This is a genomic window from Embleya scabrispora (assembly GCF_002024165.1).
Taxonomy (GTDB): Bacteria; Actinomycetota; Actinomycetes; order Streptomycetales; family Streptomycetaceae; genus Embleya; species Embleya scabrispora_A.
On sequence record NZ_MWQN01000001.1, the window covers coordinates 6661748 to 6683263 of the forward strand.

The window sequence follows — 21516 nt, forward strand, 5'->3', positions numbered from 1 at the left end:
CCCGACCAGACGAAGTACCGACCAGGGAGTATCCGATGCGCATCGCGATCTCGGCCGACCAGATCAAGGGCTGCGGCCTGTACCTCGCCGACGAACTGCGCAAGCGCGGCCACGAAGTACTGCCGTACGGCGCCTTCGACCCGGCGCACACACCCGAGTTCGCCGACGACTGGGCACCGGTGAGCGCCGCGGCCGCGCGCGAGGTGGCGGCGGGGCGGGCCGATCAGGCGATCGTGTGTTGCTGGACCGGTACCGGTGCGTCGATCGCGGCGAACAAGGTGGACGGGATTCGGGCGGCGCTGTGCTCGGACGCGGAGACGGCGGCCGGCGCGCGGCGCTGGAACCACGCGAACGTGCTGGCGCTGAGCATGCGGCTGACCTCGGGGCCGGTGCTGATGGAGATCCTGGACGCGTGGTTCGCGACCGCGCCGAGCCGCGAGGTCGCGGACGTACTCAACGTGGAGCACGTGGCGGAGATCCGCCGCTGAGCGTCGGCCGGTCGGCGGCGGCGCGATCGAGGTGGTCGGGCAGATCGGCGAAGTGCCCGATCACCCCGATCGTGTCGGCCAGACCCCTCGGGCGCCCGGTCGGTGCGACCAGCACGGCGCGCATCCCGTACAGGTGCGGCGCGGTGGCGTCCTTGCTCGGGGTGTTGCCGACGAACACGATCTCCTCGCGCGGGACGCCGCAGGCGCGTTCGACCTCGGCGTAGAAGTCCGGGTGCGGTTTGCGCAGGCCGATCGCGCAGGAGAGCACGAGGGCGTCGAAGCAGTCCTCGATGCCCGCCTCGACCAGGGTGCGCCGGCGTACCGACTCGGGTCGCTGGGTGTCGCACGCGAGGACGCAGACCAGATCGCCGCGAGCCCGGATGCGCAGCAGCGCCTCGGCGGCCCGGCGGATCACCCGGGAGTCCGGGACCCGCTCGAAAACCGGTTCGAGGGCCGCCTCGGGGTCCGGGATCCGCGCCCCGCACAACTGTGCGGCCCAGTGGATCTCGGTGGCGAAGGAGGTGTGCGTGTCCCGGACGCGGTCGCCCTCGCGGGTGATCCGGTGCACGTGGTCGTACGCGGCCACGAAGGTGTCCGGGACGTGCGTGCCCGGCAACTCGCGCAGCACCTCCAGGACGACGCGGCCGTCGGGATTGGGTCCGGGTACCGCCAGGGTGTCCCCGAAGTCGACGGCCAGCGCGCGTACGTCCATGCCCGGCCGGTCCCCGGTCCGCGAGCCGCCTACACCGTCCCGCACACCGTCGCGGCCGGGTCGGTGCGGGCGGCGCCGTCGGCGGGCCTGCGATAACCTGCCGGGCGATGCCGATCTCCCGCCAACCGCTCGCCGAGCCGCCCACCGGCTTGAGTACGAACACCCGTCACCTGCCCGCCGGGGGCGGGGTGACGGCGCACCGGCACGAGGTGCACCAGGTCGTCTACGCGGGTCGGGGCGTGTTGTCGGTGAGCACCGACGCCGGCACCTGGGTCGCGCCCGCCACCCGCGCGTTGTGGATCCCGGCCGGCACCCCGCACCGGCATCGCGCGCACGGGCGGACCGTGCTGCACGCGGTGGGCATCCCCGCCGGCGCCGAACCGTTGGATCCGGCCCGCCCCGCGGTGCTCGCGGTCGGTCCGCTGCTGCGCGAGTTGATCATCGCCTACAGCCGCCCCGATTTCGTGGACGCCGACGAGCGGCAACGCCTCCTCGCGGTCCTGCTGGACCGGCTCCGGCACAGCCCCCGGCAGGCGCTGCACCTGCCCACCGGCCGGGATCCGCGCCTGGTGGCGGTCTGCGCGCTGCTGCGGGCCGATCCCGCCGACCAGCGCACCCTGGCCGCCCTGGGCGCGGCGGTGGGGGCGGGCGAGCGCACGCTGACCCGGCTGTTCGCGGCCGAGACGGGCATGACGTTCCCGCAGTGGCGCACCCAGGCCCGCCTGCACCACGCCCTGGTCCTGCTCGCCGAGGACGTACCCGTGACCACGGTGGCGCACCGCTGCGGGTGGTCCTCGGCGAGCGCGTTCATCGACGTCTTCCGGCGCGCCTTCGGCCACACTCCGGGGGCGCACCGCGCGTGGGGATGAGCCGCCGGTCGCCGTCGTTCAGTTGCGTACGCCCGGCAGACCGGCGACGAACGACGCGAACGCGGACGGGTTGCGGGTCTGGGTGAGCACCCGGCCCGGCCCGGTGAAGTCGAAGACCAGACCCTCGCCGGAGGCGACCGAGGCGATCGTGCGCCCGCGCGCGGCCCGACGGGTGGTGAAGGTGATGGTCGGCGCGTAGGCCACCACATGGCCCGTGTCGATCACGACCTGCTCGCCCGCCTCCAGATCCAGCACGTCCAGCGCGCCGTAGCAGCCCAGGATCACCTCGCCCTGCCCGGACGCGTGCACGAGGAACCCGCCCTCGCCGCCGACCAGGTTGCGCAGCCCGCCCCACCGGGTGTCGATCTGCACCCCGGCCGAGTTGGCCAGCCAACTGGTGCGGGTGAGCAGGAACTCGGGCACCTCGGGGGTGAGCGTGACGTTGGCGATGTCGCCGGGCAGGGCGGTGGCCACGTCGACCCACCCGCCCCGCGCGGGCGCGGTGAACGTGGTCTGGAAGAACGACTCCCCGCCCAGCACGCTGCGTTTGAGGCCGCGCATGAGGCCGCCCTCGACCTTGGCGGAGATCTCCACGCCCGCGCTGTGCGCCATCATCGCGCCGGATTCGGCCCGCATCGCCTCGCCCGGATCGAGCAGGCAGCGCGCGGCGGCGAAGGCGGGACCGTGTCTGACTTCGACTCTCATGCGGCGAACGTGACACGCCCCGCCCCCGGCGCCCGACCAAAGCAACCCGACCGGCCGACCGGCATCACCCGATCGGGTCCGGCCGGGGCGCGCTCACGCGGCTCTGGCGCCCAGCACGCTGCCGAGGAGGTCGTCCAGGCCGACCAGGCCCAGGAGGGTGCCGTCGGCGGCGTGCACCAGGGCCAGCGACGCGCGGCGTTCCTGGAGGGCGGCCACGGCGCGCTGGATCGGGGTGTCCACGGTGAGGGTGAGCACCGCGGTGGCCAGTTCGCCGGCGGTGTTCCCGGACGCCTGGGTGCGCGAGGTGAGCACCTTGCGGATGTGCACCACCCCGAACAGCGTGCCGTCCCCGCTCCGCACGAGCAGCCGGTTGCGACCGTTGCGGCGGGAGACCGCGGCGATCTCCTCCGGCCCCGCGTCGGCCGGCACCGAGTCGATCTCGGCGGTCGGCACGATCAGCCGGGCCAGCGGCTCGGTGTGCGTGCGCAGCGTGCCCGAGAGCACGTCGTGCGAGGCGTTGTCGATCAGGCCGAGCCGGCGGGACTCGCCCACCAGGCGGCGCAGCCCCTCGGCGTCCTTGGGGTGCGACAACTCGTCCTTGGGGTCGATCCGGGCCAGCCGCAGGATCGCGTTGCTGACCCCGTTCATCGCGCGCAGCAGCGGCCGCACCACGCGCGTGTAGCCGCGGAAGGACGGGGCCAGGACCAGCGCCACCTTCTCGGGGCCGGCGATCGCCCACGACTTGGGCGCCATCTCGCCCAGCACCATGTGCAGGATCACCACGACCACCAGCGCGATCGCGAACGCCACCGCGTGCCCCGCCGCGGCCGGCATGCCGACGGCGTCGAAGAGCGGGTCGAGCATGGTGGCGATGGCCGGCTCGGACACGATGCCCAGGCCCAGCGAACACATGGTGATGCCCAACTGGGCACCGGCCAGCATCAGGGACAACTCCCGTACGCCCGCCAGCGCCGACTTGGCGCCGCGCTTGCGCTCGGCGGCCAGCGCCTCCAGGCGGTGCCGCCGCGCGGCGACCATCGCGAACTCGGCGGCGACGAAGAAGGCGTTGCCCACGAGCAGCGCGACCGTGACGGCCAGGGCCGGCCACAGGCCCAGCTCCATCGAGCCCAGGCCGCCACCGGAGGCCAGGGACGGGGTCATGCGGTCACCTCTGTGGTGCGTGTGTCGTGTCCGGAGCGCCGATCGGCGCTCCATTCGGGGATCTCGCGGGGGAACGCGGGCTCGGAGGTCAGCACTCGGAGCCGGACCAGGGCCGGCACGTGCCGCTCGACCGCCAGCACCTCGATCTCGGTGTAGCGGATCGGCTCGTCGTCCTCCTCGGCCGAGCGCCCGGCGCGGACCTCGTCGGGGTCGGGGACCCGGATCCGGTCGCCCACCTCGGGCAGCCGACCCAGGTGCGCGATGACCAGACCGCCGAGGGTGTCGTACGGCCCGTCGGGCAACTCGGCGCCGACGATCCGCTCGGTCTCGTCCACCCGCAGTCCGGCGTCCAGGCGCCACCAGCCGTCCTCCGGCTCGGTGTCGACGGGGTCCTCGTCGTCGCTCTCGTCGGCGATCTCGCCGACCAGTTCCTCGGCCACGTCCTCGTAGGTGACGATCCCGGCGAGTCCGCCGTGCTCGTCCAGGACGACCGCGAACTCCTCGTTGGCGGCCCGCAGTTGTTCGAGCAGCGAGGCCAGCCCGGCGGTGTCGGGGACGAGCAGCGCGGGTCGGGCGATGGATCCGGCGGTGACGTGCGCGGCGTCCTCGGGGGCCACCTCGAGCAGGCAGGCCACGCCGACCACGCCCAGAACGTCGTCGACCCGCTCGCCGACCACGGGGTAGTGCGAGTGGCCGCACTCGGCGACCAATTCGATCAGCTCGGCGGCGGTGGTCTCGGCGCGCACCCGGACCACGTCCGGTCGCGGCACCATCACCTGGTCCACGGTCAGGTCGCCGAACGCGATCGCGCGGCGCAGGATCCCGGACAGACCGGGGTCGAGGTCGCCGTCGCGGCCGGCCTCGTCGACGATGTGCGCCAATTCCTCGGTGGTGGCCCCGCCGTGCAACTCCTCGACCGGTTCGATGCCGATCGAGCGCACGATGCGGTTGGCCAGGGTGTCGAACAGCCGGATCAGCGGGCCGGCGACCTTCAGGTACACCAGGGTGGGCCGGCCCAGCAGGACGGCGACGCGCTCCGGTTCGGCGATGCCCCAGTTCTTCGGGACCAGCTCGCCCAGCACCATCTGGATGGCGGTGGCGACCGCGAAGCCGAGGACGAGGGAGATCACCGGGACGGCGCCGTCGGGCACCGAGACCAGTTCGAGGAGGGGGGAGATCACGGCGGCCAGCGCGGGCTCGGCGATGAAACCGACCAGCAGGGCCGTCACGGTGATGCCCAGCTGGGCACCCGACAACATGAACGACAGTCGCCCCATCACGGTCATCGCCCGGGCCGCGGCCTTGTCACCGGCCTCCGCGCGACGGCGCAGCAGGCTCCGGTCGGCCGCCACGTAGGCGAATTCCTGGGCGACGAAGAAACCGGTACCGAGGGTCAGCACGACGATCGCGGCTATGCCCAGTGCCGCGGTCATGAGACCGCCTCCCGGACGTCGCGGCTTCGATCACAGTCTCGGGAGGGACCGGTACTAGGGGGGTCCGTCTCTTGGGCGGACACGCACGCTCCTTGCTCAACGGGCAATTCGGGGTCAAACACTTACCACGCCGAACGTATCATCGCGCGCCCTTGTTCCCCTGGGGCGGGCGTTGATGCGGGCGGGAGGGGTCTGATTCGAACCAGTATCAAAAGATGCTTGGCTTTCCACCCCGCGTCATGACAATCTGTGCGTCCTCGAACACCGTGAGGTGATGAGGGCCCGTCCGGTGCGTGCGACGCACACACTGCGGCGGGGGAAGTAGCGAAAACCCGCGCCTCCTGCCACAGGCGTCGCGAAGTTCATCCGTACGGGGGAGCGACCCACGCCCTCCCGTCCGGAAGATTGGTACCGGGAACCCGCACCGCCGCAATGACGTTGACAACATCAGACGGGGGCAGCGTGTACGACAGCAGCCCTGATCCGGCCGACGCCGGCTCGCCCGAGGCGCCCGGATCGGACCTCTCAGCGCGCGAGAAGGAGACCATGCCTCGCACACTCGACGACTACGCCGTGTCGCTCGCCGCGTTGAAGGCCTACGACATCACCGGCGTTCGTCCACGCGACCTCCGCCGATTCCGCGACTTCGGCGAGCTGCCGGAAGGGGTGCCCGAGGCCGTCGTCCTCCGGGCCCAACGCATCGTCGAGGAGGAGCGGGACCGCCTGCTGCGCCTGACCACCGGCTCGTGACCATCGGCTCCCGACGCGCCGAGTGAGCCGGGACGAAGGCGCCGGCTCCCCGCCCGCACGGCTGGGGTGAGTCGCCCCTGCGCCGTCCGGGCCGAGCGGGTGCGACCACCGCGATGTGATCGCCCGCTCGTGATGTCCGGCCGGGTCCGCGGTCGGTGGCGGTTCGCCTAGTTGGTTCCGTTGAGGTAGGCCAGAACCGCCAGGACACGACGGTTCGTTTCGTCCGATGTGTCGATCGACAGCTTGGCGAAGATGTTCGTGGTGTGCTTGCTCACCGCGCCCTCCGAGACGAACAGGCGGCCCGCGATGGCCGCGTTGGAGCATCCCTCCGCCATCAGCTCCAGGACTTCGCGCTCGCGCGGCGTCAGCTGGGCCAGCGGTTTGTCCCGCACGTTGCGGGCGAGCAGCTTCGAGATCACTTCGGGGTCCATCGCGGTGCCTCCCGACGCGACCCGGCGGACCGCGTCCACGAACTCGTCGGTGTTGAACACGCGGTCCTTGAGCAGATATCCCACCGCGCCGGTGCCGTCCGCGAGCAACTCGCGGGCGTAGAGCTGTTCGACGTACTGCGACAACACCAGGATCGGCAGGCCCGGGACCTGGCGACGGGCCTCCAGGGCGGCCTGGAGGCCCTCGTCGGTGAAGGTCGGCGGGAGCCGGACGTCGACCACCGCGACGTCGGGCCTGTGCTGCACCAGGGCCCGGAGCAGTTCGGGCCCGTTGTCCACGGCCGCCACGATCTCGAAGCCGTGCGCCTGGAGCAGGCGGACCAACCCGTCCCTCAAAAGGGCGAGGTCTTCCGCGAGGACAAGTCGCACGGCAGCTCCATGATCACAGTCGTCGGGCCGCCCACCGGGGAGTGCAGGGCGAGCGTCCCGTCGAATGTATCGAGTCGGCGCTGGATGCCGCGCAGTCCCGTGCCCTTCATCAGATCGGCGCCGCCTTCGCCGTCGTCGGTGACCGTGATCCGCAACGTGCCGTCCGTGTACGTGAGATCGATCTCCACGTGCCGGCCGCCGGAGTGTTTGGCCGCGTTGGTCAGCACCTCGGTGACCGCGAAGTAGGCGGCGGACTCCAGCGGGAGTTCGGGCCGGCCCGGCAGCGAGACGTTGACGTTGACGTCGAGCGGACTCTCCAGGGCCACCGCGCGCACCGCGTCGGCCAGGCCCCGGTCGGACAACACCGGCGGGTGGATGCCCCGGACCAGGTCGCGCAGTTCGTGCAGTGCCTTCGCGGACGCCTCGCGGGTCTCGGCGAGCAACACGCGGGCCGCGTCGGGGTCGGTCTTCATCAGCGCCTCGGCGGCGCCCAGGTTCATCCCCATCGCGACCAGGCGGGCCTGTGCGCCGTCGTGCAGGTCACGCTCGATCCGACGCAGCTCGGCCGCCGAGGCGTCCACCGCGTCGGTCCGACTCTCGGTCAGGTGCTGGACCCGCAGCGCCAACTCGGCCTGCTTGGTGGGGGCGAGCAGGGACCGGTTCCACAGTCCGTTGACCCGGGCGAACCAGGGCGCGAGGGCGAGGCCGGCGGCCACCTGGACCAGGCCCCACGGCACCGCGAGGCCGGCCCGCTGCACGCTGTTCACCTTGATGAACGTGTACCACTGCGCGTCGTCGACGTGCCGGTAGGCCACCTCCCACAGGAACGGCATCAGCACGCCGTGCAGACCGTTGACGATCAGCAACATCGGGAAGCACGCGATCAGCAGGCTCGACGGCAGGTAGAGCAGCGCCCACAGCAGGTCCCGCCAGGTGGCCGCCTCGGTGATCATGCGCTTGGTGCGTGCCCACAGCCCGGTCACGCCGCCGCCCGCGGGCAGTCGCCGGTAGGGGGTTCCGATCGGGACGTGCGCCCAGGAGGCCATGGCGCTTCGGGTCACGTTGGCGGTGGCGCGCAGCAGCAACATCAGGGGGAAGAAGAACAGCAGGCCGACGCCTATCGGCAGCAGCGCCATGAACACCACGCAGGTGATGAACAGCGCGAGGGCGGGGATCGAGAGGAAGACCAGAGCGAAGCCGCGCCAGGCGCACAGCAGCGCCCAGCCGAGCCGCCACCGGGTGGCCGGCGGGTCGGCTCTGTGTGGCGTGAGCGTGCTCATGGGGTCCTCCCGTGGATCTGCTGTGACCTTCGATGTTCTCTGCCATCAGTGTGTCGGGCGCCGACCGGGCAGGTCACGGGGGAGGCACCCCGAACCGGGGTGGGCCTGGGCCCACCCCGGAGCCGGGGTCAGCCGGCGATGTCCGACAACAATTCGGCGAGGTCCTTCGGGCGCGAGAACATCGGCCAGTGACCGGTCGGCAGGCCGTGCACCGTGCGCTGCTCGGCCGCGGCGAACTCGGCCATGAACGGGTGCCCGGCGGCGATCATGGCCTCGACCTGCTCGGCCGGGAACAGGCAGGTGATCAGGTGGGCCGGCACCCGCAGCCGGGCCGGGTCGGCGACCTGCTGCGCGCTCGCGGCCACGGCGTACGGCTGGGGCATCGCACGGGCGCGCAGTTCGGCCAGGTCGGTGCCGGACAGTCCGTCGAGCATCGCCGGGTCGGCGGCCGGGTCCCAGGGGTAGACGTAGCGGCCGTCGCCGCGGGCGGCGACCTCCGCCTCGATCCGGGCCCGCTCCTCGGGCTCCTGGAGGTCGAGGAGCGAGATGCCGGCGGCCACCGGGCCGGCGTCCACGTAGACGATCCGGGCGATCCGCTCCGGGATCCGGTCCAGCGCCTCGTACGCGGCGAACGCGCCGCCGGAGTGGGCGGCCAGGACCACGTCGGTGAGGTCGCGCGTGGTGATCTCGTCGATCAGGGCCCGGGACTGCGCGGCCAGGTCGACGCCCGTCCCGTCGGTGCGGTCGGGCTCCAGGCCGGGCAGGGTGACCGCGACGACCTCGTGGCCGGCGGCCCGCAGCGATTCGGCGACCCGGTCCCAGGCCCACGCGCCGAGCCAGTAGCCGGGCACGAGAACGATGTTCGCCATGGTGATGCTCCTCGATCGTGGTTCGGTGTTCGTCCTGCGATCAAGATCCTTCCGGGTGTACCTGACAGATCGCGACAGGTTTGATGCCGGGAACGGGACGCGTCGACGGTTCCCGGCGCCTCAGAGCCAGTTCCGGCGCTTGAAGACCAGGTAGAGGACGGCGCAGACCACGAGCATCAGGCCGATCGCGTACGGGTAGCCGTACGCCCAGTGCAGTTCGGGCATGTGGTCGAAGTTCATCCCGTACACGGTGCCGATCAGGGTCGGCGCGAAGAGGATGGCCGCCCATGCGGAGATCTTCTTGACCTCCTCGTTCTGCGCGTTGCTGGCCGCGGTGAGCTGCTTCATCTCCTCGTTCTGGGCCTGGGTCACCACCACCGCGTTGACCCGCATGATGCCTTCGAGCAGTTGTCGGAAGCCGACCACGCGCTCCACCGCGATCGTCGCGTGGTCCTGGACGTCGCGCAGGTAGCGGCGCAGCTCCTCGTCCACGTGGTACTTGTCGAAGCCGGTCGACAGGTCGGCGAGCATGTGCAGCAGCGGGCGGGTCGCGCGCTGGAACTCGATCACCTCACGGGAGAGTTCGTAGATGCGCCGGGAGACGTTCGGGGCGCCGAGGAAGGCCTCCGCCTCGATCTCGTCGAGGTCGTTCTGCAGCCCGCCGACGACCGGGGCGTAGGCGTCCACGACGCTGTCCAGGATCGCGTAGAGCACCGCCTCCGGGCCCTGGCGCAGGAGTTCGGGCCGCTCCTCCGCCCAGCGGCGCACGGCGGACAGGTCGGGGGACTCGGAGTGCCGGACGGTGACCACGAAGTTGCGGCCGAGGAAGACGTGCAACTCGCCGAAGTCGACCTCCTCGACGTCGTCGAGATAGCGGGCGGCCCGCAGGACGACGAACAGGGTCTCGCCGTAGCGTTCGAGCTTGGGGCGCTGGTGGGCCACGATCGCGTCCTCGACGGCCAGCGCGTGCAGGTCGAACTCCTGGGCGGCGGAGAGGAGTTGGCTTTCGGTGGGGCGGTACAGGCCGATCCAGGCCATGGCGCCCGGGCGGGCGTGCAGTTCGCGGTAGGTGTCGGCGAGGGTGGTCGGCGAGGCGACTCGTACCCCCTCGACGTAGATCGCCGTGTCGATCAGGCTGCGCTCGACGGGCGGGGGCTCGGGGGTGTCCGCCGCGCGGGGGTCCATCGAGCGTTCGGGCGGTTCGGGCGTGCCGTGCCTGCGGGCGCGGAAGGGCAGACGCCGATCGGACATGCGGGGCTCCGGGACACTGGGCGGCGACGAGCACGGACACCACATCGGGCCGATCGCGCCGGGGGGCGCGGTCGGCCCACCTTCGTATTGTCCATATTTCCGCGCAGATATCGCGTATGTATGCCATTCAGGGCATCGCCCGGCGCGGGCCCGTCGAGGTCCGCCGGATCGGGGCCCGGGTCGACCCCGGCCGGGTCGGGGCGGATCGAGGCGTCCCGATCCGGCCGGGGTCGGGCTACGGCAGGACGAACGGTCCCTTGCCCATCTGCTGCCGCACGGTGACCACCGGCGGGTTGACCAGGCCGCGGCGCTGCCAGTTGGCGCCGTCCACGACCAGGGTGTGCCCGGAGACGAAGCGGGCGTAGGGCGAGGCCAGGAACGTCGCGGCCCAGCCGAGTTCGCGCAGCCGGCCGACGCGCATGGCGGGTTGGCACGGGTCCTTGTCGTGGGTGCCGGCGAGGTTGCCCTTTATGTCGGCGGTCATGTCCTCGTGCGGGAACAGGCCCGGGACCAGGCCGTTGACCTGGATCCCGTACGGGCCCCACTCCACCGCCAGGGTCTCGACCATGTTCTTCACCCCCGCCTTGGCCGCCGCGCTGTGCGCGAAGCCGGGGCCACCGGTCCAGGCGTAGGACGCGCCGATGTTGACGATCGAGCCGGGGGTGCCCGCCGCCAGGTGTCGGCGGGCGAATTCGCGCGCGCAGAAGTAGGTGCCGTTGAGGGTGATGTCCACGACCGTGCGCCAGGCGTTGGGCGACATCTCCTCGGCGGGCACGGGGAAGTTGGCCGCGGCGTTGTTGATCAGCACGTCGGGCGGCCCGAACGACTCGACCGCCGCGTCGAAGGCGGCGGTGATCTGCTCGGGCTCGCGGATGTCGCAGCTCACGGTGCGGACCTTCGCGCCGGTCTCGGCCAGCGTCTCGCGGGCCGCCGCCAGGTGTTCCTCCTTGCGACTGGCGACGACCAGGTTCGCGCCGAGGCGGGCGAACTCGAGGGCGATCGCCCGGCCCAGGCCGGTGCCGCCGCCGGTGACGAAGACCGTACGGCCCGCGTAGGTGCCCGCGGGCAGCGCGCTCGCGCCGAGGGCGGGTGGTTCGGGCAGGCCGATGATGCCGTCGGACGCCCCGCTCGTTTCGCTCGTCCCGCTCGTCCCGGTCGTCTCGGTCATGGGTCAGCTCCCCGTGTAGTGGGCGGGCCGCCGTTCGGCGCGCGCGGCGCGGAACTCGGCGTAGTCGTCCGACTTGTTGACGAACGTCTGGGCGATCAACTCGTCCGCCATCGATGCGCGTACGGCGGGTTCGGCGAGCCGGCCGAGCATTCGGCGGGCGGTCTTGATCGTCACGGCCGGCGCGGCGGCGATGCGCTCGGCCATCTCGCGCACGGTGGCGTCCAACGCGTCGGCGGGCACCACGCGCGAGACGATGCCGTGCGCGTACGCCTCGGCGGCGTCCATCGGCCGCCCGGTCAGCACCAGGTCGGCCGCGACCCCGTGGCCGCAGATCTGGAACAGGCGGGCCACCCCGCCGGTGTCCGGGATCACCCCGTGGGTGGTCTCGGGGAGCATGAACCGGGCGCCCTCGGCGGCGACCCGGATGTCGCATAGCAGCGCACGCTGGAAGGACGCGCCGATCGACCAGCCCCGGCAGGCGACCAGTACCGGCGCGTCCAGGTCGAACAGCTGCTGGATGCCGCGATGGCCGCGCGTCATCAACTCGTGGTGCGTGTCCTCGACCCGGTGACCGCCGATCGAGGACACGTCGCGGCCGGAGGAGAAGGACTTGCCCTCCCCGCGCCAGATCACCGCCCGGATCTCGGGGCGTTGCCGCAGTTCGCCGAGGATGCGCCAGAGCAGCGCGTCCATCTCGTCGTCGAACGCGTTGTGCCGGTCCGGGTTGTTGTTGGTGATCGTCGCGATCGGACCGTCGTAGTCGAGGAGCAGCTTGTCCGCCATGACACCCTGGGATATCCCAACGGTGCACAGGAATCGAGAGGCGTGGGCCCGGGGGGCGCGCAAGCGGCCAAGATCACAGTCGGCCGCGCGCGGGGCGACCGGCCGTGGCCGGTCGCGGGGTCGGCCGTGTGCGGTTCGGCGCCGCGCCGGGTGGGCGGCGGGGCCCGGTCAGGGGTTGCGCTGGGTCAGGCCGTAGAAGTTGCCCTCGTTGTCGCGGAAGGTGGCCCACCACCCCCATTCCTGCTGTGCGGGCTTGTCCGGGAAGTCGATGCCCCTCGCGCTCAGCTCGGCGTAGGTGCGCTGCACGTCGTCGCAGGTGAACAGGACGTTGTTCAGGCTGCCGACCTTCTCCATGTCGAAGCGCTGACTGAACAGGATCAGCGTGATGCCGTCGCCCGGAGCGCGGACCTCGATCCAGCGCGGGCTGCCGGCCTCGCCCATGGGGGTGTCCAGCACCTCCTCGAAGCCCATCTTCTCCACCCAGAAACGTTTGGCCGCGTCCTGGTCGCTGACGTTGAGCGAGACCTTGCCGACCTGCAATGCGACCTGCGACATGCGAACTCCCTCGGCTGGGGCCACCGGCCGTCGGCGGCCCGGCTACCGGTGATCGACCGGCTCGCCGAACAGTGCCTCCTGACCGACCGTCGCAAACAGCCTTCCCGCCGCGTCGAACAGCCGGCCGTGCACGGTGCCGTGCGTGCCGTGCAGCGTGGTGCCCTCCTGGTCGAACAACCACCATCGGTCGGCGCGGAACGGGCGGTGGAAGCGGATCGTGTGGTCCAGGCTGGCCCGCGGCATCCAGCGCCCGGCCAGGGTGTCCGCGTGCGGCAGCACCAGCGTGTCGAGGAAGGTCAGGTCGGTCGCGTAGGCGACGGCGCACGCGTGCAGCAGCGGGTCGTCCGGGAGTTCGCCGTCGGTGCGGCACCACAGCGCGTTGTGCGGCGGGCGGGCGGTGAACGTCTCGTCCGCCCACGTCGGCGGGTCGACGAAGCGCATGTCGATCGGGTTGTACCGGACCAGGCCCGGTCGACGCAGCGGACCGCGCAGCGTGTCCAGGAGTTGCCCCAGGGTGGCCAGCGTGTCCGGGGCGGGTGCCGCGGGAGCGCTCGGCGCGTGGTCGAACGGGCTCTCGGGGCGGGTCACCCGGAAGGACGCGACCAGGTGCACGACGATCCTGTCGCCCTGGAGCACGTCGACCCGGCGGTGGCTGAGCGTGCGTCCCTGGAGGGTCCGGGTGACCCGGTAGGTCAGCGGCAACGTCGCGTCGGCCGGCCGCAGGAACGAGGCGTGCAGCGAATGCGGTACCCGGTCCGCGTCGACCGTGGCCCCGGCGGCGGCCAGCGCCTGGGCCACGAGCCAACCGCCGAACACTCGGAAGGCGTCCGGATCGGGACTTTTCCCCTCGAAAAGATCGAACTTGAGTCCACTGGGCTCAAGTTTCTCGGGATTGAGTGTGGAAGGCTCAACTTCGATGGCCCCCGGTCCACTACGCTCGACCTCCTCGGGCCTGAGTCTGGTGGGCTCAACTTCTGCGACGAATCGGTCGACGGCGCTGCTCATGGCTGCAAGTAGAGCAATGACGGGCGCGACACCGACGACGAGGGGCGTGGTGAAGGCGTGGCGTGGAGTGGGGTAGCGGTGTTCCGGGACCGCAACGCGGGCCTGTACCTGAGCGGGGTGGTGATCTCCGGTTTCGGCAGCAGCGCGATGACCCTGGTCGCGGGGGTCTGGGCCAAGTCGCTCACCGGATCGGACAGCATCGCCGCACTGATGGCACTCGGCGTGTTCGCGCCGACCCTGCTCGGCCCGCTGCTCGGCGCGTTCGCGGACCGATGGCCGGCCAAACGGCTGCTCGTGGCGGTCAACACGATGCTCGCCGTACTGCTCACCGCCACCCTCACCGTGCGGTCCGAGGCGCAGGTGTGGATCCTGTTCGCGGTGATGCTCGGCTACGGCTTCGGCTTCGTGCTGATCGACGCGGCGGAGTCGACCGCGCTTTCCGCGGCGGTCGCGCCGGGCATCCTCGGCGATCTGAACGGGCTGCGGCTCAGCGCCTCCGAGGGCATGAAACTGATCGCCCCGCTCGCGGGCGCGGGCCTGTTCGCGTGGTCGGGCGGACACACCGTCGCACTGCTCGACGCCGGCACGTTCGTGCTCGCGGCAGGGGTGTTCACGCTGATGCGCTTCGAACAGCCCGTGCGGGAACGGACGGCGAACGGATGGGTCGCGGAGACCTCGGAAGGGGTGCGCCACCTGTGGGCGAACCGTCCGCTGCGCCGCCTGGTGGTCGCCGGCGGGCTGGCGATGGTGGTGTCGGGGATCAGTGGCGGGGCGATCTACGCCGTGGTCGACGAGGGGCTCGGCCGCTCGCCCGAGTTCGCCGGGGTCCTGTACATGGCCCAGGGCGCGGGCTCGGTGGCGGCGGGGTTGGCGGCCGGCGCGCTGATCCGACGGCTGGGCGCGAAGGGGTTCGCGGTGCTCGGCCTGGTGTTGTTCGCCATCGCGGTGGGGCTGCGGGCGCTGCCGTGGCTGCCCGCGGTGGTGACCGGCAGTGTGCTGAACGGGTTCGGGTTGCCGGCGGTGCACGTGGCGGCGATGACCGTGCTGCAGCGGGAGACGCCGGCACATCTGGTGGGCCGGGTCGCGGCGACGGCCGGGACGATCATGTTCGCGCCCACCGCGTTCGCCGTGCTCGGCGTGGCGGGTCTGTTGATCGTGGTGGACTATCGGCTCATCCTGCTCGGGGCCGCGGCGCTGGGTGTGCTGGTCGCGCTGTACTGCGCGGCGGGACGCGGGGAGGCGGGGCCGGTGGAGGAGGCGACGCCGGCGACCGCGCCGGAGGATTCGCGGCATATGTGACGTACGCATGTCCTAGGTGTCGGGCATTCCGCCACCTACGATGATCCGCATGTATGAAGCGGCGGAAATCCCGGCGGAGCTGATTGCCCTTCAGCGGGACCGCGACCACGCGGCCGAGGTGGTCACCACCTTCGCGCGCGAGAACCCGGGGCGGTTGGACGCCGAACTGACCCGGCAGTGGTCGGCGGCGGTGCGTGCGGAACGCAACGCCATACACGCGCTGCACGCGCACCCGATGATGGTGCTGGGGCCGAACCGGTTCAAGGTCATGCGCGCGCTGCGGGCGGCGGCCCGGCTGTCCTGACGACGGTCCGGGCCGGACAGGGGCAAGAGGGTGCCGGACCGGACCGTCGAACCCCGAAGGCTACGCGCCCGGTCCGACATCCAGACTCCGCTCGAACCGCATCCGGTCCCGACCGGGGCCGTCCAGGTCCGTGACCGGGCCGTGCACGGTGAAGCCCATCGCCGTGTGGAAGCGGATCGAACCGGTGTTGCCCGGCCCGGTGATCGCCCGCACCCGGACCCGCCCGGCCGCCCGCGCGAGCGCGAGGAAGCGCTCGTACAACGCGGCCGCCAGGCCCGATCGGCGCAGGTCCGGGCGGATGCCGACGAAGTGGATGTACGCCTCGTCGACGCGCGCGGGCGAGAGCAGGCCGATCAGGAAGCCGCCGAGCCCGTCGACGTCCTCGGCGAGCAGGCTCGTGGTGTGGAAGTGGTCCAGGAACAGGCGGGGCAGGGCGGCGGTCATCGGCCGGCCCCACCAGTCGTCGACGACCGCGACGATGGCGTCGTAGTCGTCGGCGCGGGCGCTGCGGATCGTCGGAGCGGTCATGCGGTGGCGCTCCCGGGGCAGAAGGTCCGGCGATAGTTCTGCGGTGTGGTGCCGCGGCGGCGGAGGAAGTGGTGGCGCAGGGTCGCCGCGCTGCCGAAACCGGAGCGCTCCGCGACCGCGTCGATCGACAGTGCGGTCTCCTCCAGCAACTCCTGGGCGAGCAGCACCCGTTGCGCGATGAGCCAGTCGTAGGGCGTGGTGCCGGTCTCCTGCTGGAATCGGCGGGCGAAGGTGCGCGGGGACATCAGCGCGTGCTCGGCCATGCGCTCGACGGTCAGGTCCCGGGCCAGGCGCTCCGTCATCCAGGCGAGCGTGGCCTGCAGCGGGCTGGCGGTCGGCCCGGGCAGCGGGCGGGCGATGTATTGCGCCTGGCCGCCCTCGCGGTGCGGCGGTACGACCATGCGGCGGGCGATCGCGTTGGCGACCCGGCTGCCGTCCTCCAGGCGGACCAGGTGCAGGCAGGCGTCGATCCCGGCGGCGGTGCCGGCGCTGGTGATCACCCGGCGGTCCTCGACGTAGAGCACGTCGGGCTCGACGATGGCCCGGGGGAACAGCCGGGCCAGGCGGTCGGTGTACTTCCAGTGCGAGGTGCAGCGGCGGCCGTCGAGCAGGCCCGCCCGGGCCAGGGTGAACGCGCCGGTGCACACGCTCATGATCCACGCGCCCCGGGCCTCGGCCGCCCGCAGCGTGTCCAGGAGCACCGGGTCGGAGGCCACCTGTTCGTCGTGCTCGACGCCGGCCGGGATGGCGATCAGGTCGGCGTCGGCGACCCGGTCGAGGCCGTGTTCGGCGTACAGGTCGTAGCCGGCCTTGGCGCGCACCCGGCCGGGGGTGGCCGCGCAGACCGCGAAGTCGTAGACCGGGCAGCCCTCCTCGCTTCGGTCGATGCCGAACACCTCGCACAGCACCCCGAGTTCGAAGGGTGCGACCCCGTCCTGGACGATCACGACCACGTTGCGCAGCATGCGTCCAGGATGCCGGCGCGATGATCGCGGGGACAGAGGGTCGATGGCAGGATGTTGCGGTAATCAGGCAGTCCGGCCACTCGATGCATGTGCAAGCAAATGGCATGCTCGGGGTATGACAGTTCTGGCGATTTTCCTGGTGATCACGGTGATTCTCGGTGTGCTGTCCGCCCTGGGGCGGTCGGCCGATACGCGCGACGGGGGCAAGACCCGGTCGTGGCACCACTGATGCGGTCCGGCGCGGGGCCGGACATGCGAAACGCGCGCCCGGACGGGGGGACCCGGCCGGGCGCGCGTGGTGTTTCGCGCGCTCGATCAGCTGCGGCGCTTGAGGGCGCGCCAGACGAAGTAGAGGATGATCGCGAGCACGATGATGCCGATGATCGCGAAGATGAACTTCCCGGCCTTCTTGAAGAAGCCCTTCTTCTTTTTCTTGGTCTTCTTGGTCGGGTGCAGCTGCGGGACGGAGGCCGGCTGGGCGGCGGTTCGAGCGGAGGTGTCCGCGACCGTGTGCACACCGGTCGACACCCCGGTCGAGGCGAGCGAGGTCTGCGTCGAGGCGGACGAGACCTGACGCACCTGAGCCCGGTCGGGCGCGGCCTGTGCGGGCGCCGCGGTCAGGACCGCCGCGAACACGGCGAGCAGGATCGGACCGGCGAGACGCCGAAGAAAACGTTGAACCATCTGACAAGCCCCCATTTCGAACCCCGCGGAACACGCGCCTCGCGGTGTCGCCCCGGCCCCGTGGTGGGCCGATGGCGGGACGAAGCTACCCGACGCGCCAATGTTCACGTACGAAAAAGGGTCAAGATTTGGTTTGGGCGCCCCCCATGCGACACGTGTCAACGCGGCTTCCGCTACGCTCACGCCTCATCAGGTTGTGGTGGCCCGTTCGCCGGTGAGGGGTGAACGGGCCTCCCAATTCCTCTGCCCGGGGCGACTTTTGCCTTGCCGGCGTTGTGCTCGTGGCGTTGATAAAGCCCCAGGTCGGGCCGGTGCCACCGAAGGAATCCGCTGCCTGCACCCCACTCGTTGTGCGTCCGTGCGATGCCACCCGCCGGGTCCGACAGTGCGGCGGTGGGCGCGGCCGGCGATCGGGTGGCCTGCTACCAGGCGATGGCGCGGGTGACGGAGACGGCGAGGACCGATCCGCTGACGTCGTAACGGATCACGACGCCGGCGATGGTGGCGTCCCGGCGGTCGCGGTCGGAGCCGACCTGGGAGGAGCCGTGCCCGTAGGGATCGTTGCCGATGGTCGAGTCGACCGTCGATTTGAAGGCGCGGATCCGCGCGGCGGACAGGGGCTTGAGGCCGTCTTCCGCCTCGTCGGAGTACTGGACGTAGTATCGGCTCATCGGGGGACCGCGTTTCCGTCGCTGTCGGTCCACTGGGCGAAGCCGAAGTCACCGGCCTTGATGCGGCGGGACGCCTCGTCGTCGTCCTCGTGGGCTTCGGGCGGGAGGGCCCAGTCGATGAGCGCCCGGCGTTCGAGCTGGTCGAGGGGTGTTTCGTAGATGACCTTGTCGAACTCCGCGCGCCGTTCCTCGGGGAGTGCGGCCCGGATCTCGGCGAGTGTGTTCGGCAGTTCGATGCGCTCGCCGCGGACGACGGTGGTTCTGGGCATGGACGCCTCCTCGGGTGTCGGGGTTCCGAGGGTGGCATCGTTGCCCGCGTGATCGGTAGCCGGCGCACTCGGGTGGAGCACGCGCCGGGCGGGGATCTGCGTCAGAGCCCTCGGAGCCGGTGCAGCATCAGGAGCGCGGCTACCGCGTTCGCGGAGCGCACCTCCCCGCGAGCGACCAGGTCCGGCACTTCCTTCAGTGGCACCCACTCGACCCGGGACGACTCGAACGCGTCCTCGGGCTCGCCGACGTGCTCGCCGCTGTCCGACCAGTAGACGTGGTGGACCGCGTCCGAGAGGCCGTTCGAGGGCTCGACGCTGAGCAGGTGCCGCAGCGGGCCCGGCCGCCAACCGGTCTCCTCCAGCATCTCCCGCGCCGCGGCGTCCTCGACCGTCTCACCCGCCTGTTCCTCGACGACACCGGCGGCAAGCTCCCAGCCCCACGTGTCGGTGATGAAGCGATGCCGCCACAGCAGGAGTACACGGTCCTGGTCGTCGACGATGGTCGCGAGGGCGACGGGCCTCTGCCGGATGAGGTAGTGGTCGAGGTGCCGCCCGTCGGGCAGCTCGACATCAGCGAGTCGGATGGTGAACCACTTGTTGCCGTAGACGTCGGTCTCGCTGTGCTTGATCCACTTGATGCGTGGTCTCCTTGCGGGCGGGGTGCTGCTCGTCAGTAGGGCATCGCCAGGACAGTCTTGACCTTCTGGGTGACCTCGCGCACCGCCGGTACGCCCGTGTGGGGTGCGAGCTTGCGGTGCATACCGTGGAGGCGGTCCGTGAGGCGCCGGGATTCCATTCCCTGTGCGGCGTCCAGGGTGGCCGCTGCGGATACCGAGGCCCGGTCGAGGTCGCGGCAGGCTACCGCCACGGAGGTGAGGGTGGCGAGGCGGTGCACCCTGCCGCGGGCATGGGTCTGCGCGTCGACAGCCTCCTCGGCGTACCGCAGCGCAGGCCGATGATCGCCGAGGCTGAGCAGGGTCTTGGCGCCCTGCGCTTCCACCAGGCCAGGCTGGACGTAGCCGGTCTCCGGCGGCTCCTCCGCGCGTCGGAGCTTCCCGTATGCCTGCTCGGCGCGGTTGAGGCTGTCGCGAGCGGCGCTGGAGTGTCGCATGCGTGCGAACGCCTTGGCCTGCATGGCGTGCAGGTCGGCGGCCAAGCCCGGGGAGATATGGGGGCCGGCTGTGCGGAGCCCGGCTTCGGCGAACGCGGTGGCCTGTCGGTAGTCACGCAGGTAGATGGCCTGGTTGACGAGCAGGGCGATGACGTAGCCGCCGAACGCGTATTCGCCGCTGGCTTTGGCCATGCGCAACGCCTGGTGGAAATACCTCTGCGCGAGGCCCTGTTGGTCGGAGTCGTAGGAGCAGATACCCGCGACGGCCACCAAGCCGCCTGCCGCCCGGAACAGCTCGCGGCCGACGCGGTCGGGGTAGCTGCCGCGCATGGCCGGGGTTACCTGCTCGGCAAGGAACCGGATCCTCCGCGGCCGGGCCGCCGACCTGCTGGTACATGGGCACGTAGTGACTACGGGCGCCGCGCAGCATCTCCAGGTCCTCGGCTCCGACGCGGGCCGTCCCGCGATGGGAGGCGTCGGCGTCGTGGGGCGGGTTCTCCCACTCCCAGACCGGGGCGATCGCGGCCATGCCGGTGACGGCGGTCTCCTGTGCGGTGGGGGCATTGCGGTGGTCGGACGTCCACAGCGCGGGCGCGCGCTCGACGAACACCGGCAGGGTCGTGCCGGTGGGTCCGTCCACGGAGGTGTCGAGGTCGATGTCCTGGGGCGTGATTTCGCGGCCGAGCCGCTCGCCCAGGACAGTGCAAACCAGCTCGATCGAACGGCCCCGCGGGCGTTGCCCTTTCAGCCATCTACCGACGGAGGTGTGGTCGTAGCGAAGGCGGAGGCCTGATGCCGCGCCGAGGTCGTTGACACGTTGCGCGAGTCCGGCGCGGGACATCCCGGCGTCGTCGAGTGCGGCGGCGAGCAGGTGGTTCGTCGGGCTCATGAGTCCCCCGGGGTACGGCTTGTCAAGCCCTGGTCATCGAGCCTGACGACTCGGCGTTCACACCCGTGTGAATCGTGCACTTGCGCGGCCGGTTCTCACACCTCCCGCAGTCGGTGGTGAACACGGGAGGCTGTCCATACAGCAGTCGACCAGGCGAGGAGATCTCGGTGACGTACAGGCCGCTCATGGTCCAGGTGCTCGCGTCGGGTGATCCGGGGCGCCCTATTCGGGTCATGCTCGACGTCGGTGACGAGGGCGATGCCCAGGCCTACGACCTCGACCGCGATCAAGCGCGCTTCCTCGTACACCAGTTGCAGGTCGAGCCGGCGGAGACGTCCCGGCTCCCTCCTGCCGGCCGGTTCTCGAACTCGGGCGGCTGACGAGCCGCCTTCCTGCCGCTGCGGCTCGGGACCGCACGCGGCCTCCGGCCCGGCCCGCGACTCCCACCGCGCCGCCGGGCCGGCTTCAGCGGGCCGACCGGCCGTAGCCAACCCCCCCCGACGGCGGCCGGGCGGGACACCTCATGCAGCACCGCGAGCCCCCAACCCATCGCCGGAGTCATCGTGACCGAGACGTTCGTGCGTCTCTCTGCGGCCGTTGCCGCGCACCGGCGCCTGCACGCGACGTGTCCGGACCCGACATCGGCTGTGCACACGCCTCGCGACCGCTGTCGTGCCGCCGCGGCGGAGGTGCGGATTGCCGTCGCCAACGCCGCCCGCGACCGTGTGCCGGTCCTCCTCGCTCGCGTCGATCAGAACCTGCGCGTTGACATCCTGCGGGACGAGGTGCGTAAGGACCGTGGCGTTCGCATCCGACGTGCCGAGGTCATGGGGCAGAGGCTCGACGCGAACCACCCGCTCACCGCGTCCATCCTCGCCATGGACGATGGGGACTGACGCCCCTTCGGGGAGCAGTCCTCCGACTGGGCCTTTGCGGGCTCGCACGCTTG

General features: G+C 71.5%; 25 protein-coding genes and 1 pseudogene. 7 read left to right on the forward strand and 19 right to left on the reverse strand.

What is annotated here, in order from left to right:
* The first annotated feature begins 35 nt into the window (after positions 1 to 35).
* Entirely contained in the window at positions 36 to 488 is a 453-nt protein-coding gene (locus tag B4N89_RS29265; RefSeq protein WP_078978764.1) for an RpiB/LacA/LacB family sugar-phosphate isomerase, read from the forward strand.
* On the opposite strand, the gene B4N89_RS29270 is transcribed toward B4N89_RS29265, so the two are convergent.
* Positions 454 to 1200 carry an HAD family hydrolase gene (locus B4N89_RS29270; protein ID WP_143658123.1) on the reverse strand — a complete coding sequence of 249 codons (747 nt, stop codon included), beginning with the start codon at positions 1198 to 1200 and terminating at the stop codon, positions 454 to 456. The genes B4N89_RS29265 and B4N89_RS29270 overlap by 35 nt on opposite strands.
* A gap of 107 nt (positions 1201 to 1307) precedes the next feature.
* Between B4N89_RS29270 and B4N89_RS29275 the strand changes: the two genes are divergently transcribed.
* The gene (locus tag B4N89_RS29275) at positions 1308 to 2069 is read left to right on the forward strand and encodes an AraC family transcriptional regulator (protein WP_078978766.1); all 762 of its coding nucleotides are present in this window, start codon (positions 1308 to 1310) and stop codon (positions 2067 to 2069) included.
* Between the two features lie 18 nt (positions 2070 to 2087).
* Here B4N89_RS29275 and B4N89_RS29280 read toward each other — a convergent pair whose 3' ends face one another.
* The 3 genes from B4N89_RS29280 to B4N89_RS29290 form a co-directional block, all read right to left on the reverse strand.
* Positions 2088 to 2774, reverse strand: a complete 687-nt coding sequence (locus tag B4N89_RS29280) for a TIGR00266 family protein (RefSeq protein WP_078978767.1) — start codon at positions 2772 to 2774, stop codon at positions 2088 to 2090.
* Positions 2775 to 2867: 93 nt separating this feature from the next.
* Entirely contained in the window at positions 2868 to 3935 is a 1068-nt protein-coding gene (locus B4N89_RS29285) for a CNNM domain-containing protein (RefSeq protein ID WP_078978768.1), read from the reverse strand.
* Positions 3932 to 5368, reverse strand: coding sequence for a hemolysin family protein (locus B4N89_RS29290; RefSeq protein WP_078978769.1), 1437 nt, complete (start codon positions 5366 to 5368; stop codon positions 3932 to 3934). Before B4N89_RS29290 ends, B4N89_RS29285 begins: the two co-directional genes overlap by 4 nt.
* A 546-nt stretch (positions 5369 to 5914) precedes the next feature.
* Between B4N89_RS29290 and B4N89_RS29295 the strand changes: the two genes are divergently transcribed.
* On the forward strand, positions 5915 to 6118 hold the full coding sequence (locus B4N89_RS29295; RefSeq protein ID WP_126640583.1) for a hypothetical protein: 204 nt from the start codon (positions 5915 to 5917) through the stop codon (positions 6116 to 6118).
* 167 nt (positions 6119 to 6285) lie between these two features.
* On the opposite strand, the gene B4N89_RS29300 is transcribed toward B4N89_RS29295, so the two are convergent.
* The 8 genes from B4N89_RS29300 to B4N89_RS29335 form a co-directional block, all read right to left on the reverse strand.
* A complete protein-coding gene (locus B4N89_RS29300; protein ID WP_078978771.1) occupies positions 6286 to 6936 on the reverse strand; it encodes a response regulator transcription factor in 651 nt (216 codons plus the stop codon).
* Positions 6900 to 8216, reverse strand: a complete 1317-nt coding sequence (locus B4N89_RS29305) for a sensor histidine kinase (protein WP_078978772.1) — start codon at positions 8214 to 8216, stop codon at positions 6900 to 6902. Before B4N89_RS29305 ends, B4N89_RS29300 begins: the two co-directional genes overlap by 37 nt.
* A gap of 128 nt (positions 8217 to 8344) precedes the next feature.
* Positions 8345 to 9085: an alpha/beta fold hydrolase gene (locus tag B4N89_RS29310; protein WP_078978773.1), complete on the reverse strand. Its 741-nt coding sequence runs from the start codon at positions 9083 to 9085 to the stop codon at positions 8345 to 8347.
* 120 nt (positions 9086 to 9205) lie between these two features.
* Positions 9206 to 10336, reverse strand: a complete 1131-nt coding sequence (locus tag B4N89_RS29315) for a magnesium and cobalt transport protein CorA (protein WP_078978774.1) — start codon at positions 10334 to 10336, stop codon at positions 9206 to 9208.
* Positions 10337 to 10571: 235 nt separating this feature from the next.
* Complete coding sequence (locus B4N89_RS29320) at positions 10572 to 11504, reverse strand: SDR family oxidoreductase (protein WP_235618842.1); 933 nt, start codon at positions 11502 to 11504, stop codon at positions 10572 to 10574.
* A gap of 3 nt (positions 11505 to 11507) precedes the next feature.
* Positions 11508 to 12287 (reverse strand): enoyl-CoA hydratase/isomerase family protein, encoded by a 780-nt coding sequence (locus tag B4N89_RS29325; RefSeq protein WP_078978775.1) that lies wholly within the window; start codon positions 12285 to 12287, stop codon positions 11508 to 11510.
* A 168-nt stretch (positions 12288 to 12455) separates the two neighbouring features.
* Positions 12456 to 12842, reverse strand: coding sequence for a VOC family protein (locus B4N89_RS29330; protein ID WP_078978776.1), 387 nt, complete (start codon positions 12840 to 12842; stop codon positions 12456 to 12458).
* A 42-nt stretch (positions 12843 to 12884) separates the two neighbouring features.
* The gene (locus tag B4N89_RS29335; RefSeq protein ID WP_161500854.1) at positions 12885 to 13658 is read right to left on the reverse strand and encodes an acyl-CoA thioesterase; all 774 of its coding nucleotides are present in this window, start codon (positions 13656 to 13658) and stop codon (positions 12885 to 12887) included.
* A 246-nt stretch (positions 13659 to 13904) separates the two neighbouring features.
* Between B4N89_RS29335 and B4N89_RS29340 the strand changes: the two genes are divergently transcribed.
* Both B4N89_RS29340 and B4N89_RS29345 read left to right on the forward strand, forming a co-directional pair.
* A complete protein-coding gene (locus B4N89_RS29340; RefSeq protein ID WP_078978778.1) occupies positions 13905 to 15146 on the forward strand; it encodes an MFS transporter in 1242 nt (413 codons plus the stop codon).
* 49 nt (positions 15147 to 15195) lie between these two features.
* Positions 15196 to 15450: a hypothetical protein gene (locus B4N89_RS29345; protein ID WP_078978779.1), complete on the forward strand. Its 255-nt coding sequence runs from the start codon at positions 15196 to 15198 to the stop codon at positions 15448 to 15450.
* Between the two features lie 60 nt (positions 15451 to 15510).
* Here B4N89_RS29345 and B4N89_RS29350 read toward each other — a convergent pair whose 3' ends face one another.
* The 7 genes and pseudogenes from B4N89_RS29350 to B4N89_RS53420 form a co-directional block, all read right to left on the reverse strand.
* Entirely contained in the window at positions 15511 to 15978 is a 468-nt protein-coding gene (locus B4N89_RS29350; RefSeq protein WP_078978780.1) for a GNAT family N-acetyltransferase, read from the reverse strand.
* Positions 15975 to 16943: a DJ-1/PfpI family protein gene (locus B4N89_RS29355; protein ID WP_078978781.1), complete on the reverse strand. Its 969-nt coding sequence runs from the start codon at positions 16941 to 16943 to the stop codon at positions 15975 to 15977. The genes B4N89_RS29350 and B4N89_RS29355 overlap by 4 nt, the downstream gene beginning before the upstream one ends.
* Positions 16944 to 17258: 315 nt before the next feature.
* The gene (locus B4N89_RS29360) at positions 17259 to 17627 is read right to left on the reverse strand and encodes a hypothetical protein (RefSeq protein WP_078978782.1); all 369 of its coding nucleotides are present in this window, start codon (positions 17625 to 17627) and stop codon (positions 17259 to 17261) included.
* Between the two features lie 422 nt (positions 17628 to 18049).
* Positions 18050 to 18298 (reverse strand): hypothetical protein, encoded by a 249-nt coding sequence (locus tag B4N89_RS29365; RefSeq protein WP_235618843.1) that lies wholly within the window; start codon positions 18296 to 18298, stop codon positions 18050 to 18052.
* A complete protein-coding gene (locus B4N89_RS29370) occupies positions 18295 to 18567 on the reverse strand; it encodes a hypothetical protein (protein WP_078978783.1) in 273 nt (90 codons plus the stop codon). The genes B4N89_RS29365 and B4N89_RS29370 overlap by 4 nt, the downstream gene beginning before the upstream one ends.
* Before the next feature lie 101 nt (positions 18568 to 18668).
* Positions 18669 to 19205, reverse strand: a complete 537-nt coding sequence (locus B4N89_RS29375; protein ID WP_078978784.1) for an NUDIX hydrolase — start codon at positions 19203 to 19205, stop codon at positions 18669 to 18671.
* 32 nt (positions 19206 to 19237) lie between these two features.
* Positions 19238 to 20567 (reverse strand): annotated as a pseudogene (locus tag B4N89_RS53420) (transcriptional regulator).
* A gap of 167 nt (positions 20568 to 20734) precedes the next feature.
* Here B4N89_RS53420 and B4N89_RS29385 point away from each other — a divergent pair.
* Both B4N89_RS29385 and B4N89_RS29390 read left to right on the forward strand, forming a co-directional pair.
* The gene (locus tag B4N89_RS29385) at positions 20735 to 20947 is read left to right on the forward strand and encodes a hypothetical protein (protein ID WP_078978785.1); all 213 of its coding nucleotides are present in this window, start codon (positions 20735 to 20737) and stop codon (positions 20945 to 20947) included.
* Between the two features lie 183 nt (positions 20948 to 21130).
* Complete coding sequence (locus tag B4N89_RS29390) at positions 21131 to 21463, forward strand: hypothetical protein (protein ID WP_143658124.1); 333 nt, start codon at positions 21131 to 21133, stop codon at positions 21461 to 21463.
* Positions 21464 to 21516 lie beyond the last annotated feature (53 nt).

Coding starts and splice junctions, on each gene's coding strand:
- B4N89_RS29265 (WP_078978764.1), top strand. CDS start 36: ATGCGCATCGCGATCTCGGCCGACCAGATCAAGGGCTGCGGCCTGTAC.
- B4N89_RS29270 (WP_143658123.1), bottom strand. CDS start 1,200: ATGGACGTACGCGCGCTGGCCGTCGACTTCGGGGACACCCTGGCGGTA.
- B4N89_RS29275 (WP_078978766.1), top strand. CDS start 1,308: ATGCCGATCTCCCGCCAACCGCTCGCCGAGCCGCCCACCGGCTTGAGT.
- B4N89_RS29280 (WP_078978767.1), bottom strand. CDS start 2,774: ATGAGAGTCGAAGTCAGACACGGTCCCGCCTTCGCCGCCGCGCGCTGC.
- B4N89_RS29285 (WP_078978768.1), bottom strand. CDS start 3,935: ATGACCCCGTCCCTGGCCTCCGGTGGCGGCCTGGGCTCGATGGAGCTG.
- B4N89_RS29290 (WP_078978769.1), bottom strand. CDS start 5,368: ATGACCGCGGCACTGGGCATAGCCGCGATCGTCGTGCTGACCCTCGGT.
- B4N89_RS29295 (WP_126640583.1), top strand. CDS start 5,915: ATGCCTCGCACACTCGACGACTACGCCGTGTCGCTCGCCGCGTTGAAG.
- B4N89_RS29305 (WP_078978772.1), bottom strand. CDS start 8,216: ATGAGCACGCTCACGCCACACAGAGCCGACCCGCCGGCCACCCGGTGG.
- B4N89_RS29310 (WP_078978773.1), bottom strand. CDS start 9,085: ATGGCGAACATCGTTCTCGTGCCCGGCTACTGGCTCGGCGCGTGGGCC.
- B4N89_RS29315 (WP_078978774.1), bottom strand. CDS start 10,336: ATGTCCGATCGGCGTCTGCCCTTCCGCGCCCGCAGGCACGGCACGCCC.
- B4N89_RS29320 (WP_235618842.1), bottom strand. CDS start 11,504: ATGACCGAGACGACCGGGACGAGCGGGACGAGCGAAACGAGCGGGGCG.
- B4N89_RS29325 (WP_078978775.1), bottom strand. CDS start 12,287: ATGGCGGACAAGCTGCTCCTCGACTACGACGGTCCGATCGCGACGATC.
- B4N89_RS29330 (WP_078978776.1), bottom strand. CDS start 12,842: ATGTCGCAGGTCGCATTGCAGGTCGGCAAGGTCTCGCTCAACGTCAGC.
- B4N89_RS29345 (WP_078978779.1), top strand. CDS start 15,196: ATGTATGAAGCGGCGGAAATCCCGGCGGAGCTGATTGCCCTTCAGCGG.
- B4N89_RS29350 (WP_078978780.1), bottom strand. CDS start 15,978: ATGACCGCTCCGACGATCCGCAGCGCCCGCGCCGACGACTACGACGCC.
- B4N89_RS29355 (WP_078978781.1), bottom strand. CDS start 16,943: ATGCTGCGCAACGTGGTCGTGATCGTCCAGGACGGGGTCGCACCCTTC.
- B4N89_RS29360 (WP_078978782.1), bottom strand. CDS start 17,627: ATGGTTCAACGTTTTCTTCGGCGTCTCGCCGGTCCGATCCTGCTCGCC.
- B4N89_RS29365 (WP_235618843.1), bottom strand. CDS start 18,298: ATGAGCCGATACTACGTCCAGTACTCCGACGAGGCGGAAGACGGCCTC.
- B4N89_RS29370 (WP_078978783.1), bottom strand. CDS start 18,567: ATGCCCAGAACCACCGTCGTCCGCGGCGAGCGCATCGAACTGCCGAAC.